13 protein-coding genes are annotated in these 14,461 nt (G+C 41.6%); 10 read left to right on the top strand and 3 right to left on the bottom strand.

Going from position 1 to position 14,461, the window contains the following annotated elements; all coding sequences use genetic code 11:
• The first annotated feature begins 62 nt into the window (after positions 1-62).
• The 10 genes from ACWF5P_RS07700 (at position 63) to ACWF5P_RS07655 (ending at position 11,065) form a co-directional block, all read left to right on the top strand.
• Positions 63-917, top strand: coding sequence for a 3-hydroxyacyl-CoA dehydrogenase NAD-binding domain-containing protein (locus ACWF5P_RS07700; protein WP_434168735.1), 855 nt, complete (start codon positions 63-65; stop codon positions 915-917).
• 20 nt (positions 918-937) lie between these two features.
• Positions 938-1,714: an enoyl-CoA hydratase-related protein gene (locus ACWF5P_RS07695; protein ID WP_434168736.1), complete on the top strand. Its 777-nt coding sequence runs from the start codon at positions 938-940 to the stop codon at positions 1,712-1,714.
• Between the two features lie 163 nt (positions 1,715-1,877).
• Positions 1,878-3,053, top strand: a complete 1,176-nt coding sequence (locus ACWF5P_RS07690) for an acetyl-CoA C-acyltransferase (RefSeq protein WP_434168737.1) — start codon at positions 1,878-1,880, stop codon at positions 3,051-3,053.
• A gap of 255 nt (positions 3,054-3,308) precedes the next feature.
• Positions 3,309-4,856 (top strand): class I adenylate-forming enzyme family protein, encoded by a 1,548-nt coding sequence (locus ACWF5P_RS07685; protein WP_452444760.1) that lies wholly within the window; start codon positions 3,309-3,311, stop codon positions 4,854-4,856.
• Positions 4,857-4,881: 25 nt separating this feature from the next.
• Positions 4,882-5,301, top strand: coding sequence for a thioesterase family protein (locus ACWF5P_RS07680; RefSeq protein WP_434169615.1), 420 nt, complete (start codon positions 4,882-4,884; stop codon positions 5,299-5,301).
• Between the two features lie 4 nt (positions 5,302-5,305).
• Positions 5,306-7,012: an acyl-CoA dehydrogenase family protein gene (locus tag ACWF5P_RS07675; protein WP_434168739.1), complete on the top strand. Its 1,707-nt coding sequence runs from the start codon at positions 5,306-5,308 to the stop codon at positions 7,010-7,012.
• Between the two features lie 176 nt (positions 7,013-7,188).
• Positions 7,189-8,253, top strand: a complete 1,065-nt coding sequence (locus tag ACWF5P_RS07670) for a cupin domain-containing protein (RefSeq protein ID WP_434169616.1) — start codon at positions 7,189-7,191, stop codon at positions 8,251-8,253.
• A 20-nt stretch (positions 8,254-8,273) separates the two neighbouring features.
• Positions 8,274-9,122, top strand: a complete 849-nt coding sequence (locus ACWF5P_RS07665; protein ID WP_434168740.1) for a fumarylacetoacetate hydrolase family protein — start codon at positions 8,274-8,276, stop codon at positions 9,120-9,122.
• 86 nt (positions 9,123-9,208) lie between these two features.
• On the top strand, positions 9,209-10,438 hold the full coding sequence (locus ACWF5P_RS07660) for an FAD-dependent monooxygenase (RefSeq protein ID WP_434168741.1): 1,230 nt from the start codon (positions 9,209-9,211) through the stop codon (positions 10,436-10,438).
• 69 nt (positions 10,439-10,507) lie between these two features.
• Complete coding sequence (locus tag ACWF5P_RS07655) at positions 10,508-11,065, top strand: hypothetical protein (protein ID WP_434168742.1); 558 nt, start codon at positions 10,508-10,510, stop codon at positions 11,063-11,065.
• Between the two features lie 229 nt (positions 11,066-11,294).
• Here the strand turns inward: ACWF5P_RS07655 and ACWF5P_RS07650 are convergent, their stop codons facing one another.
• Genes ACWF5P_RS07650 through ACWF5P_RS07640 form a run of 3 tightly spaced genes read right to left on the bottom strand, consistent with a single transcriptional unit; the run spans position 11,295 to position 13,885 of the window.
• A complete protein-coding gene (locus ACWF5P_RS07650) occupies positions 11,295-11,837 on the bottom strand; it encodes a VTT domain-containing protein (RefSeq protein WP_434168743.1) in 543 nt (180 codons plus the stop codon).
• A gap of 1 nt (position 11,838) precedes the next feature.
• Positions 11,839-12,516: a response regulator transcription factor gene (locus tag ACWF5P_RS07645; protein WP_101224307.1), complete on the bottom strand. Its 678-nt coding sequence runs from the start codon at positions 12,514-12,516 to the stop codon at positions 11,839-11,841.
• Positions 12,494-13,885, bottom strand: a complete 1,392-nt coding sequence (locus tag ACWF5P_RS07640) for an ATP-binding protein (protein WP_434168744.1) — start codon at positions 13,883-13,885, stop codon at positions 12,494-12,496. The genes ACWF5P_RS07645 and ACWF5P_RS07640 overlap by 23 nt, the downstream gene beginning before the upstream one ends.
• Positions 13,886-14,461: the final 576 nt, after the last annotated feature.

The raw sequence follows: 14,461 nt of genomic DNA, 5'->3' as shown, positions 1-14,461 counted from the left end.
TTACCAAGGTTATAATTAATTTACAGAATATTGATAATTTTATACAGTCGGGAGATGGAGAGATGGCAATTCAAACAATTGGGGTAGTTGGTGCAGGTTCAATGGGTTCAGGCATAGCGAATCTAGCGGCAATGAATGGGTTTACCGTTATCTTGTGTGACATAGAAGACAGCTATTTGGAAAATGCAATAAAACGTATTGGAAAGTTTATGGATAAAAGTGTTGCAAGGGGGAAAATGACCGAAAACCAAAAACAGGAAACGCTTGGACGCATTCAAACCACGACGCGCCTCGAAGAAATGAAAGACGCGGACGTCGTGATTGAGGCCGTTCTGGAAGACCTTAATCTAAAAAAGGAAGTGTTCTCTGCACTCGACAAAATCGTTCGTGAAGGCGTGATTCTTGCAACTAACACATCATCGATGTCGATTACAGAAATTGCAGCAGCGACACAACATCCGGAACGGGTGGCTGGTATGCATTTTTTTAATCCGGCACAATTAATGAAACTTGTAGAGGTGGTTCGTGGATATCAGACAAGTGATGAAACTGTAGAGGAATTGAAAGCGCTCTCTAAACAGCTGACCAAAGAGCCGGTGGAGGTGAAAAAAGATACGCCGGGATTCATTGTCAACCGGATCATGATTCCACAGTTTATCGAGGCGATCAAGCTGCTTGAAGAAGGCGTGGCTTCTGCTGAAGATATCGATAAGGCCGTTACGCTAGGCCTGAACTATCCTATGGGTCCATTCACACTGCAGGACTTTGCGGGTGTGGATATTGGGTACCATGTGATGGAGTATTTCAAAGAGGAATTCAACGATGATCATTTTGCTCCCCCTCTTCTTCTGAAACAGCTAGTCAGGGCGGGGAGACACGGTAAGAAGACAGGCGCTGGGTTTTACGACTACGAATAATAAGAATGGGGTTGAATTGAATGTATAAATTTTTATTGTGTGAAATCGAAGATAAAATCGCGGTTGTAACCATTAACAGGCCGCCCGTCAATCCATTGAATACAAAGGTATTCCAAGAACTTTCAATCGTATTTGATGAGCTTGAAGCCAATGAAGATGTTCGAGCGATTGTCCTTACTGGCAGCGGAGAGAAAGCATTCGTTGCAGGAGCTGACATCAATGAAATGGCAAGTCTTGATCTTGTCGGAATCAATATGATGAACAAGACATCCAGAACGGTATTTACGAAAATTGAGAATGTGACAAAGCCGGTCATTGCCGCGTTGAATGGAATGGCGCTGGGTGGGGGTCTCGAGCTCGCGCTTGCCTGTGACCTGCGTATAAGTTCCGATCGTGCGAAGTTTGCTTTCCCGGAAGTGGGCCTCGGTATCATTCCAGGGGGAGGCGGTACCCAGCGGCTACAGAAGATTGTCGGACAGGGTGTTGCCAAAGAACTGCTTTATTTCGGCGATATGATTGATGCGCAACGGGCATTGGATTTACATATCGTCAATAAAGTGGTCGCAGCTGGTGAGGTGCTGGAGACAGCGAAGGAATGGGCCGGGAACTTGGCAAAAAAACCACCAGTTGCTCTTCAAATGGTGAAGACTGCAGTCAATGCAGGAGGCAATACTGACCTTGAATCGGGTTTGATTATCGAAAGCGTATGCTTTGGCAATGCATTTTCAACGGAAGATCGGAAAGAAGGACTGAAGGCCTTCGTTGAAAAAAGAGAACCAATTTATTCAGGAAGATAAACAGTGAAGCAACAATAGATAAGTAAAACCAATAAACGTAGATATGAAGGCAATTAAAGAGGATATTCAACTGTAGATTCCAGGACATTTAATGGTGGTAGCTAAGGACATAAGGCTGAATGATACTTCAAGTTTTAAAAAAAATTAAATTGAGGTGAATGAAGTGAAGGAAATCTTTTTGTTAGAAGGAGCAAGGACGCCATTTACTGAAATTTCCGGATCGTTCCGTGATATCACAGCAACGGACTTAGGCGTCTTTGCCGCAAAAGAAGCCATACGGCGAGCCAAAATTTCTGGTGAAGATATCGATCAAGTTGTATTTGGGAATGTGCAGCAATCAAGCAAAGATGCCCATTTGCTGGCGAGACATGTTGGGTTAAAAGCTGGTACCCCGATTCACGTCCCTGCATTGACCATTAATAGACTGTGTGGAACGGGTGTTGAATCTATTTTAACAGCAGCGCGTTACATTTTAACAGGAGAAGCGAATGTCATATTAGCAGGTGGAACTGAAAGCATGAGTCAGGTACCGCATGTAATTCGCGGAATGAGATGGGGAAGTCAACTAGGGGCGCCTGTTGTAGAAGACTGGGTATGGGACGGCCTATACGATACTTATGGAGAATGTACAATGGGTGAAACCGCTGAAAATTTGGCTGCCAAATATAGTCTGTCCAGGGAAGAAGTCGATCAGCACGCTCTCGCAAGCCATGAACGTGCCCTTGCTGCAAGAGAAAAAGGCTATTTAAATGAAGAAATTGTACCTGTGAACGTGAAAGGCAGAAAAGGCGATAAAGTCATAGAAGACGATGAACACATTCGGGAAACTAGCATGGCACAGCTTGGGAAACTGAAGGCGAGATTTGTTGAAAACGGGGTAGTTACACCAGGTAATGCGAGTGGCATGGTTGACGGAGCTGCGGCAGTCATTGTCGCCTCAAGTGACTATGCGGAAGTAAAAGGACTGAATCCGATTGCTCGACTTGTTTCCTGGGATGTAGTCGGAGTAGAGCCAAAGTACATGGGGATTGGACCTGTTCCGGCCATTCAAAGTGCATTAAAAAAAGCTAACTTAACAATCGCAGACTTAGATCTGATTGAAATCAATGAAGCATTCTCAGCTCAGTACCTTGCTTGTCAAAAAGAATTAGGCTTTGACCTTGAAATAGGAAATGTAAACGGTGGGGCAGTTGCAATGGGGCATCCGCTAGCTGCGAGCGGAACAAGAATCGTAACCGCACTCATTTATGAATTGAGAAGACGCAATAAAAAATATGGGGCAACAGCTGTTTGCATTGGCGGAGGTCAGGGAATTGCGGCAATTTGGGAAGCGTTATAAAGTTGTGATTTATAGAACCGTATAATCAAAGTTTAAGGCAGTCCTTTTCCAGGGATTGAAATGATTTTGTGTACAAATGACGAAATAACTGATGAAAATGCGGATTCCATAACGAGGCGTTCATGCTGAAAATAGAAGTTAAAGTAGGCTAAATGGTTCAGTTAAAAGGGAAAACAAGTTTCTGGTTAGAAAAATCACATATAGAGGCAGGAAAAATGGCGAGATTTTTAGAACCATACGGGAGCGAGTGAGTATATGGAAAAAGATCAGAATCTTTTGACAGTTTATGGCTTATTGGAGCGTGCTGTTTCAGCTAATGGGGATAAAGAAGCGATTTATGATTTGAAGAGACGGGTCTCCTACCATGAAATGAAAAAGGATGTGGAACGGTTTGCCGGGACACTCTACAATCTGGGCATAAAAAAAATGGACCGGATTGCTGTGTCATTGCCCAACTGGTATGAAACAGCGGTTATATTTTTTGCTGCAGCTAAAATTGGGGCGGTGATCGTCCCCTTTAACCATAAATATCGAACACATGAAGTCGAATACATCTTAAAGAATTCCGAGCCGAAAGCGTTGATAGTGACGGAAGAATTTGATCAAAACTTTGGGTTAAAAGAAGCGCAGTCGATTGTGCCGTCATTGATCTCTGTACGGTTCACACGGGATGGCCTCCATCCATACGAGGACCAAACCGATGGTGATGTCATTGAAGCAGAAATTGATGTAAATAACGATCTATTTTGTATTTTATATACGTCCGGGACAACCGGCGTGCCAAAAGGCGTTATGATCACGCATAGAGGTGTGGTACAATCCGCGAATACATTGGCAGGGGAACTTAGATGTACTGAAGAGGACGTTTTTGTTGTATCAGCGCCGCTGTTTCATATCTTTGGCATGGCATGCAACTTGTTTTGCAGCGTATCCGCCGGGGCACGAATGGTGTTACAGGAAAAATATCATCCCCGTGAAACTCTTAAACTGATTGAACAAGAAAAAGTTACGATAAAGATGGGTGTACCGACAATGTTCATTAAAGAAATGGAACTGGATGATTTTGATAGTTACGACTTGTCGACATTGCGTACAGGCATGGTGGGATCTGCTCCAATTCCACCAAGTAAAGTCAAGGAAATACGAGATCGCATGGGCATAAAACTTTGTCAATCATTTGGGATAACGGAAACGGTTACGGTTACATTGACTCCTTATGATGATGATGAACAGAAAATAACGAAGACACTAGGAAAACCGATTCCTGGGGTTGAGTTGAAAATTGTTGATGAAAACCGGCTTGAAATCCCATTTGGGGAAACAGGAGAGATAGCCCTCAAAAGCTTTGGGATAATGAAAGGCTATTACAAAATGCAAGAACATACGGACGAGGTTCTAGATCGGGAAGGCTGGTTCTATACCGGTGATCTAGGTGTGCAGGATGAAGAAGGATATCTGCATTTTGTAGGCAGAAAAAAAGAAATGATAATCCGTGGGGGCTATAACATATATCCTCAGGAAATTGAAAGTGTGCTGACCAAACATCCAAACATAATGGTTGCTGCAGTCGTGGGCATTCCAGATGAAGTGCTTGGTGAAGTTGTGTGCGCGTTCATTCAGCTAAAAAAAGGAACAGAAATTTCAGAAGGTGAAATTAAAGCCTTTGTAAAGAAACAAATAGCAAATTATAAAGTCCCGGAAAAACTCATGTTCATTGAGGATTTTCCAATGACGGCTAGCGGAAAAATCCAAAAATCGAGACTTCTTGATCAGATGGATGCGAAGGTCAGTCGTCCAGTCTGAAATTGAAAGGAGCATATCTAACATGATAGCAGAATATTCGTTCCAGGTAAGATGGGGTGACACGGACGCAGCAGGAATAGTGTTTTATCCCAACTTTTATAAATGGATGGATGAAGCCACTCATGAATATTTGTCAGCCCTAGGGTATCCATCCTCCAAACTTTATGCAGAACAGCAAATTGGTGTCCCTTTATTAGAAGCTAACTGCATTTTCAAATGTCCTCTTTTCTTTGAGGATAGCGTGGTTGTGCAAAGTACAGTTGAAGAATTACAAAACAAAGTATTTAAATTGCGGCATGCTTTTATTAGAGGCGAACAAATAGTAGCTGAAGGGTATGAATTACGTGCCTGGACATCATTTGAGGGTAAGCCGAAGGCGCTACCGGTTCCTGAAGGTATCCGAAAAAAAATGATGCCGAAAACCCACCAGTCTATGAAGAGGTGAATACATGCTTACGGAAAAAAAGGAAATCAATCATTTTTTGAATACTGACATCCTTCCTGACGAAATTTTCACACCCGAAGACTTTAGTGATGAACATATTATGCTGGAAGAGATGACTGGGAAATTTGTGAAAAACAGAGTTTATCCTGCATTAGGAAACATAGAAAACCAGGAGTTTGATGAAACAGTGCGTCTTATCAAAGAGGCAGGTGAACTCGGGCTGATCAGCGCAGATATTCCAGAGCAAGATGGCGGGCTAGAACTTGGCAAAGTCAGTGCGTCCATCATATCTGAAAAAATGGCGCTTGGCCGTTCGTTTTCCATTACATTTGGAGGGCAAACCGGAATTGGGGCGTTGCCAATTGCCTATTTTGGAACTGTGAAACAAAAGGCGATGTATCTCCCAAAAATGTTATCTGGTGAAACTATAGCTGCATATGCATTAACCGAACCTTCATCCGGCACGGATGCAATGAGTGCAAAGACAACAGCGGTACTCTCAAAATGCGGGAAATATTACATTTTAAATGGAGAAAAACAGTGGATTACCAACTCTTCTATCGCTGGCCTATTTATTGTGTATGCAAAAGTGAACGGTGAAAAGTTTACTGCTTTCATTATTGAAAAAGATTACGAAGGAGTCTCCATTAGTCCTGAAGAAAAGAAAATGGGGTTGCGGGGCTCTTCCACATGTTCTCTTATTTTGGATAATGTAAGAGTACCTTCTGAAAATGTTATTGGTGAAGTAGGGCGTGGGCATATTATTGCGTTTAACGTATTGAATATCGGCCGCCATAAGCTTTCAGCCACTTCATTGGGAACTGCTAAGAGATCGATTGAGCTAGCAGTTAGCTACGCCATTGAAAGGAAGCAATTTGGCCAGCCTATTTCCAGCTTCAACTTAATCAAAAATAAACTGGCTGATATGGCTATAAAAACATACGCTAATGAAAGTTCCGTGTATAGAACTGCAGGCGCGATGCAGGAAGGGTTTGCAAATATGAAACAAACGGGCTCCGATGACTTTTGTGAAACGATTTCCCGTTATGCTTTAGCATGTTCGATCAACAAAGTTATGTCCACGGAAGTTCTTGACTTTATCGTAGATGAAGCCTTGCAGATCCACGGCGGATATGGATATATGGAAGAATATGAAATAGAGTCACTATATCGTGATTCCAGGATTAATCGGATTTTTGAAGGTACTAATGAAATTAATAGAACCCTGATTGCTTCAACATTACTGAAAACCTATGAATTGCCTAGTAAGAAAGGAAATGTTGACGAAGGTACGCTGCTACGTGAAAAGCAGACACTTCAGCTGATGAAAAAGCTTTATCATTCTACAATAGAGTCTGTTCGGAAGAACGACCTGATAAATCTAAATCAGGAACAGGAAACAGCTGCATTTATCGCGGACCTAGTCATCGGAATTTATTCGGCGGAAAGCTCCATTTTACGAACGGAAAAAGCAGTACAGATAACAGGGAAAGATAAAAACAGCCAAAAAGTTGCTTATACGAAAGTATTTATACATGAAACATCCCAAATGGTTGCCATCAGAGCCTTAAATATTCTAAATCATCTCGGTGATGATGAAGCATTTTCGCGGATTGCTGGCCGTCTTATCATGAGTTGCCCGGAAAATATTGTGGAATTGAAGCGTAAAATAGCGGATGTAATTATTGAAGCTGAAAAATATGTTTCTTAGTTTTAGTGCAGATACTTGATCAGCTACCGAGATAATTGGGAGTGGTAAATAAAGTTCAATTATTAGATTTAATTATGGAATCGCTTTCAAATCATGAATTTATTTTAAAAGGAGTGAATTGAGTGGCTAAAAGTGAAGTTTATACACAGGAAAAGCTAGATCAGTATTATGAAGGAATGAAGAAAAGAAATCTTGGCCCTCTATGGTACGACCTTGGTCATATGGTAACCAAAGAGCCGGTACATGATGTAGAGCCGTATTTATGGAAGTGGAAATCCATTCGTGAATATGTGCTGACTGCAGGGGAATTGCTGGAGCCGGGGAAAGACGCAGAACGCCGTGTAGTGTATCTTCAAAATCCGAGTCTGCTGAAGCGAGGTCTTGTTGGCTATGGGACACATACTTTATATGCTGGCATTCAGCTACTGTTACCTGGTGAGAGCGCCCCCTCCCATCATCACTCACAATCTGCGATCCGTTTTGTTATTGAAGGGGACGGGGCATACACGGCGGTTAATGGAGAGAAAACGTATATGGAACGAGGAGACATGATTTTGACGCCGGCTTGGACTTGGCATGAGCACAAGCACGAAGGAACAGAGCCGATGTTTTGGATGGATGGGCTAGATGTAGGTCTCGTCCGCACGATGGCTGCATCGTTTTTTGAGCCGTATGAGGAAGAGTCTTACCCGATGGAAGCACCAGAAAACTATGCTAATCAGCAATTTTCAATGGGAGCGTTTAAAAAGCTAAATGAAAAATCAAATCCTGAATATCCATCACCAATTTTCGGTTACAAATTCGATCGTGTTAAATATTTGCTTAATCAGATGACAGAAGCAGATTTTGACCCGTTTGACGGATACGCGATTGAATATATTAATCCAACCACAGGTGGTTCGGCTGATTCCCGCATTGGCACAATGATGCAAAAGCTGAAACCAGGTCAGCAAACGAAAGCGCACCGACATGTTCACAGCGCAATTTTTCATGTTCTTGAAGGTACAGGCTATACGGTCATTGATGGTCAGAAGTTTGAATGGGAAAAAGGGGATTTCTTTATTCTACCACCATGGAGCAATCATGAGCATGTGAACACGGGATCAGATGATGTGTTCCTATTCTCCTTCAATGACAAACCCGTCATGGAAAAATTAGAGCTTGAATTCAGCGAGGGGTACCAAGAAAATGATGGACACCAGGTAGTGGAAAAAGTCTTTATACCTGACGGAACCGTTTGAGAAGAGAAGGGGGAGACATTGTGAAGATTGCTATTTTTAATGACGATTTACTTGGAGTGGTAATGGGAGACCGTGTAACAGATGTATCAAAAGTAGCAGGATGGGATAAAGCTGACCCGAATTCTTCTTTCCTCAAGCTCGTTGAAAATTTTAATGAACTAAAAGAGGAAATGAATCGGGAAGCGGAAACAGGAACTTCTTATTCATTGAATGAGGTGACATTGAAGTCCCCCGTACCAAGTACAAGGAAAATTTGGGCTGCACCTGTGAACTATCGAAAACATCAAGAAGAAATGAATGAAATATTCAACAACGCACCTAGGACAATCGAAGAAATTGCCTTGTTTCTGAAATCACCTGAGTCCTTATCTGGCCCCTCCGATCCCATTTTACTTCCTTATAAGGATCGTCGTACGGACCATGAGGCTGAGCTTGGATATGTGGTCGGTAAAAAGGCGAAAAATATAAAGGAGGAAGAGGCAAAAGATTATATCTTTGGTTACTTTGCCTTATTGGATATTTCCATTCGGGGCAATGAAGAGCGGACCTGGCGAAAGTCGTTTGATTCATTTACTCCGATCGGACCATGGATTGTGACTTCCGATGAGATTGAAGATCCAAATGACTTGGCCATGACATTATGGGTGAACGATGAAGTGCGTCAGGATGGAAGTACAAAACATCTCATTTACGATAGTTACAAATGTTTTGAAGTGGCATGCAATAATATGACGCTCCTTCCTGGAGATATTGTGGCAACGGGTACCCCTGAAGGAGTGGGTCCGATTGAAGAGGGGGATTGTGTCCGCATTAAAATTGACAAAATTGGTGAATTCACCGTAGATGTTAAACTGGCCGGTGAAGTTTAAGGAATTGTAAAACTGAAAATGTCTATTTTGCCTTATAATTCTAACCACAAATAATCATAAAATATTAAATAAGGAGAATCTCATCTATGGAAAAAATAAATAAATGCGATGTAATAGTTGTTGGCGCTGGCCCGGTTGGTTTAGTTGCAGGTCTTGCATTGAAGCAAAAAGGAATTTCTTCTGTAGTTATAGAAGCGGATCCGCACGGACGTCCTCGTCCGGGTAGCCGGGCGATCTATATGCACAGTGCAACTCTAAAACTTTTGGAAGAAATTTCGAAAGGACTGGGGTTCACACTGGGGCGCAACGGGATCATTTGGCCTGTTAAGCGAACACTTTATAAAGGAAAAGAAGTATATGTCCGTAATTATGGATTTACGGATAATACCGATCAAAATAAATTACCCCATTTCACGGCATTGCACCAAGATGATATCGAAAACCACATTTATGATGCCTGTCTTGACGCTGGTGTTGAGTTCGTTTGGGATTCACCAGTGAAAAAATTGGATATTACCGGTGCTGGGGTGAGATTGACTACAAAATCCGGTGAAGTGTGGGAAGCACAATACATTATTGGCAGTGACGGATCACATTCAGTTGTTAGAGAACAGGCTGGTTTAAAATTTGAAGGACCGCGAACGGCAGATACATTCCTTGTAGTTGATGTAAAAGAGGATGAGGAAAATCCCCTGCCGCTTGAGCGTACATTTCATTATCAACATCCAGCAATGGGAGGAAGGAATGTGATGTTTGTTCCGTTTAAAGGTGGCTGGCGGGTGGACCTTCAGCTTTTAGAAGGGGACAATCCGGATGACTATACAAATATCGAGGGTGTCAAAAAGTGGCTTCCAAAAGTGATGGATGCTAAATATGCTGAGCGTATTACATGGGTATCAACATACCGTTTCCATCAGGTCGTTGCCAATTCCTTTACAGATGAAAAAAGACGAGTTCTTCTCGCCGGTGAAGCAGCCCATTTATTTGCACCTTTTGGTGCCCGTGGATTGAACTCCGGAGTTCCGGATGCAATTATTTCTGTACGGGGGATTAAGAAAGCGCTTCAATCTAACTCTGAAACGGAGCGAAAAGAAGCAATTGATGCAGCTGCCACCGAAAGACGTATTGCCGCAAAGTGGAACCGTGATGGATCAACCACTGCATTACATCACCTTCAAGGGGATGCCCCTGAAATGAATCTAAAGCGTGAACTTGCAGCATCCCTCGTATCCATAGTTCCAAGACTGGGACGCTGGCTCGATGAAGGCCCATATGGACCGAAATTTGGTCCTCCAGAACTGACAACAAAATATTAACAGACATTGGTCGGCAGGGGAATCCCAGTCAGCCTGATAAAACGGAAGGTATGAAAGGAGCGGACTAATATGGCTTTAGCCGGAATAATCAATGAAGAAAAGTACGGTACGGACGCACGGCCTGCCAATGAAATGATTGTGCGACTTACTTCCATAGACTGGTATTCACAAGTCGGGGTGAAGTGTAATGAAGCAGAGAAAAAAGTAGATCAGTTTATGAACGCAATTGGCGTCAGTGAATATAAAATAAAGTGGCTTTCGGCAACTCAGGTTTCAGAGGCAATCAGCTGTCTTTCGTTTGAAAGAAGTACACTTTGGGAAGTTCTAAAGGAATTACCAGATCAACTTAAGGAAAAGATCGATGCCGCTGGAAATGAAAAACTGCTTGCAGATATCGTGGACAAAGTGCCGGAGGCCGTTTTTCATGGAGCATATAAACATGCATTCAACGCATTTAGGGATGAAAAAGCAATAAAGTTCCTCGTTGGACATGCCATGTATATAAGTGTTCTTGCTTGTACAGCTGAACTTGCTGGTGAAGAAAACCCATTTTCCTTTATTGTAGAATTGCTTGAAGATGGACATCTGCCGCTCGGTCCTGAAGGAAATACATTTTATCTTCTATAATTTAAGAAGCAAACATGATAGGATGTTTGCGTGCTAATATCACCTACTCACACATACCGGATAACACATATTGTAGTGTTAAGATACTATTGCAAACAGAGACTTTTGAAGACTACCATCTTCCAATAAGAAAACAAGGTTGCCAGAAACGGAAAATCTGGTGCAGCCTTGTTTTCGCTTCAGTTTTATATACCAATAATATGCCTAAGAACAACTTGTTAGTTTCGGATTATAACTTATTTCTATTAAAGTAATAAACGACTGCGATTACCAGAATCGACAGTACCAAAACAATCCTTATATCGTCCGATGCCTTCAATACTTGTGTCACCGAATACGCCTCGACAAGGAGGGCAGGCAGTTTTCCGATGGATGTGGCGAGGAAGAAAATCATCATTCGCGTCTTGCTTAATGCTGCTGTAAGGTTAATCACGCCGGATGGTATAAAAGGAAGGAGCCTAAGCATCAGGATCATCCAAAATGCATGAAACCCTTGTGACTTTTGCAGCTTCATGACCCACAGGTTCTTCATGAACTTGGGTTGGAATGTTTGAATGCCCTTTCGATATAACCAAAAGCTGACCACTGCACCGGCAATTTCCCCCATGTAAGAAAGGATCAATCCCTTTTCAAATCCAAATACGGTGATATTGGCGGCCGTGATAAATACGCTTGGAACAAAACCAAGCACGCTAATCAATATATTGAATACTAAACTTACAGCAATGGAAAAAGGGCCGCTGGATAGTAATGCCTCAGAAATGAAATTCATATCAATCCACAGAACTCCATTTATACCCGATGCCCCAGACCGTTTTCAAGTGTTGATCTACAGGAAAACCGACATGACGCAATTTCTCTCTAATATTTCGAATATGGGAATCGATTGTCCGATCTTCCGTATCCGTTTTAAATCCCCAAATGGTCGAAAGCAGGTGGTCTCTGGAATACACTTGATCTGTTGATTTTAAAAACAAGCACAACAGTGAGAACTCTTTTGGTGTCAATGGGATTGTTTTGGTATCATAATGTGCTTCATAAGCGGATTCATTTAATTTTAGCCCTCTAAATATCACAGTATCATCCTGATTATGCACTCGCCGCGTCACTGCTTCGATTCTGGCAAGTAAAACTTCTTCATTAAACGGTTTCGTAATATAATCGTCTGCGCCCTTTTTCAACCCTTTCACCATTTCTTGTGCAGCATCCCGGGCGGTGAGCATGATTATGGGAATGTTGGTAAACGCACGAATCCTTTCACATGTTTCCCACCCATCCAAATTAGGCATCATTACATCAAGAAGTACTATATCCGCATGTTTATGCGATAAGAACTGTAAGGCTTCATGTCCAGATTTCATCTTCATGCATGTATATCCGTGAGGTTTAATGTATAGCTCTAATAGATCAAGCATTCTCTGTTCATCATCAACCAGAACTATTGTCTTCATTTGTAATCTCCTTAAATGTGATAGTGAAGCACGTTCCTTGCTCCAAGTTGCTTTTAACCGAAATGATCCCTCCCTGTATCTCCACTAATTGCTTGACGATGGAAAGCCCCAATCCGAATCCACCGGTATCTCTGGCGCGTGATTTCTCGACACGATATAAACGGTCAAAGATATGGGGGATATCTTCAGGGGGAATGCCAACCCCTTGATCGATTATGGAAATGGAAATCCTGCCAAGGCATTCAGTGGCTTTGATGGTGGTGACTGTATATTCGTTCGAGTACTTCAGCGCATTATCAAGCAGGTTAAGAATGACTTGCTCAAACCGTGAGGGATCTATATCTATAAATAAATCATCCTTACATTCCAGATTCAATTGAATTCTTTCATTTGCAAAAGCCGGCAGCACTTTTTCATGAATGATTTGCAGGAATGAAGAGAGCTGGACGGTTTCTTTTGATATGGTGAATGTATTCACATCCATTCTAGCCATATTGAATAGTTCGTCCAATAATCTGTTTAATCGTTCGGATTCATCATGGATGATCTCTAAGTATCGTGTTCGTTCGGCAGCATTCAAGTCTTTACGGCGGGCAATATCAGCGTATCCCTTGATATAAGTTAGCGGCGTGCGCAGTTCATGAGAGATACTTGCCAAAAATTCATTGCGTTCCTTCTTTAAATAGTTCAATTCATTAGCCAAGCTTTGAATGGATTGGGCAAGCTCCCCGAGTTCATCATGAGATCGTACTGGCACTGCCACTGAAAAATTCCCTTTGCTGAGTTTGGTTGTCGCTTCCTTCATTGAAATAAGCGGTCTAGTCAAAGCTTTTGATAGAAAATAAATGGTGATAAGCATGAAGAAAAGGAGCAATGCAGTCGCAAAAAGGAAATGCTTATTCAATTGTGCAATTAAATCCTCAACTTCCCTAGTATCTTTGAACATATAAACATAGCCTTTTTTTTCTTTATCACTGATAAATGGCGTAATGGTCGCTATATATCTTTCATCCTTCCAACTTGATTGGATGACCATACCTTTTCGGGGAACTTGCGGGATGTTTTTTGCCAAGATTTTTTTCATTCCCCCATTTACCTTTTCGGAAGATATCAGAATATCGCCCCTTGTGTTCGTAATCACGACATCTGTATCGGTATGGTACTCCATCAGGCCGATATGCTTAAGGGTAGAGTCGGAATACGTGATTTCCAACACATCACGATGACTATTGCCACGGGCCTTCAGTGATTCCAATTCTTGATTGATACGGGAATGGATCACTTTATTATGCAAGTAAATCATCGAAACGGTTTCCATCAAAAAAATGCAAACAAATATAGATAGTCCGAGCTTAAAGGAGATTTTCATGAGCATTCACCTTCTTATGGAATAAAGTCAGTTTAGCGAAAAAGTATGAAGAAAGTATGCAGTATTTTCAATTTCTTCGCATCTCTTAAACAACGATAATCCGAATGAAGACTTGTTGCAAGAAGGACAATAACTTTAATGGACCCAAACTGCATTTTTTCAGTCTTGTATATGGTAATGCGGGAATCAGTTTTTTTAATTCTATTGGAAGTTGTTATTTAAAAAATAGATGATGATTCTTGAATTTATGTAGACTGCTTTTATTTTATTTAAACCTATAATAAATTGAAACTGCCGAAAAAATGGGCAGTTTTTTTATTTAGCCAATTCAAAATGTTTTGTATTAAGGAAACATTTTGTCGTAAATGAATACTATATAAAAAAGGAGCTGATCCATATGAATTGTACAAACCGTACGCAGAAAAAAATAATGGCTTATTCCGCATTATTCAAAAAAATGGGCATTCTCAATGATGAGGAATACAAAAATATCGCAAAAACCTTACAAACAAAGGATTGAGGAAGTGCCCATTGGAAATTCATAAACTATTATCCTGCATTAAACGGGCTGTAAAA

Source organism: Peribacillus sp. NPDC055009 (assembly GCF_053608705.1).
This window is presented reverse-complemented; position numbering and strand designations above follow the sequence as displayed.

Excerpts from the sequence above, each read along its gene's own strand:
- ACWF5P_RS07695 (WP_434168736.1), top strand. The coding sequence starts at position 938 with ATGTATAAATTTTTATTGTGTGAAATCGAAGATAAAATCGCGGTTGTA.
- ACWF5P_RS07640 (WP_434168744.1), bottom strand. The coding sequence starts at position 13,885 with ATGAAAATCTCCTTTAAGCTCGGACTATCTATATTTGTTTGCATTTTT.
- ACWF5P_RS07650 (WP_434168743.1), bottom strand. The coding sequence starts at position 11,837 with ATGAATTTCATTTCTGAGGCATTACTATCCAGCGGCCCTTTTTCCATT.
- ACWF5P_RS07685 (WP_452444760.1), top strand. The coding sequence starts at position 3,309 with ATGGAAAAAGATCAGAATCTTTTGACAGTTTATGGCTTATTGGAGCGT.
- ACWF5P_RS07655 (WP_434168742.1), top strand. The coding sequence starts at position 10,508 with ATGGCTTTAGCCGGAATAATCAATGAAGAAAAGTACGGTACGGACGCA.
- ACWF5P_RS07700 (WP_434168735.1), top strand. The coding sequence starts at position 63 with ATGGCAATTCAAACAATTGGGGTAGTTGGTGCAGGTTCAATGGGTTCA.
- ACWF5P_RS07645 (WP_101224307.1), bottom strand. The coding sequence starts at position 12,516 with ATGAAGACAATAGTTCTGGTTGATGATGAACAGAGAATGCTTGATCTA.
- ACWF5P_RS07670 (WP_434169616.1), top strand. The coding sequence starts at position 7,189 with ATGAAGAAAAGAAATCTTGGCCCTCTATGGTACGACCTTGGTCATATG.
- ACWF5P_RS07675 (WP_434168739.1), top strand. The coding sequence starts at position 5,306 with ATGCTTACGGAAAAAAAGGAAATCAATCATTTTTTGAATACTGACATC.
- ACWF5P_RS07660 (WP_434168741.1), top strand. The coding sequence starts at position 9,209 with ATGGAAAAAATAAATAAATGCGATGTAATAGTTGTTGGCGCTGGCCCG.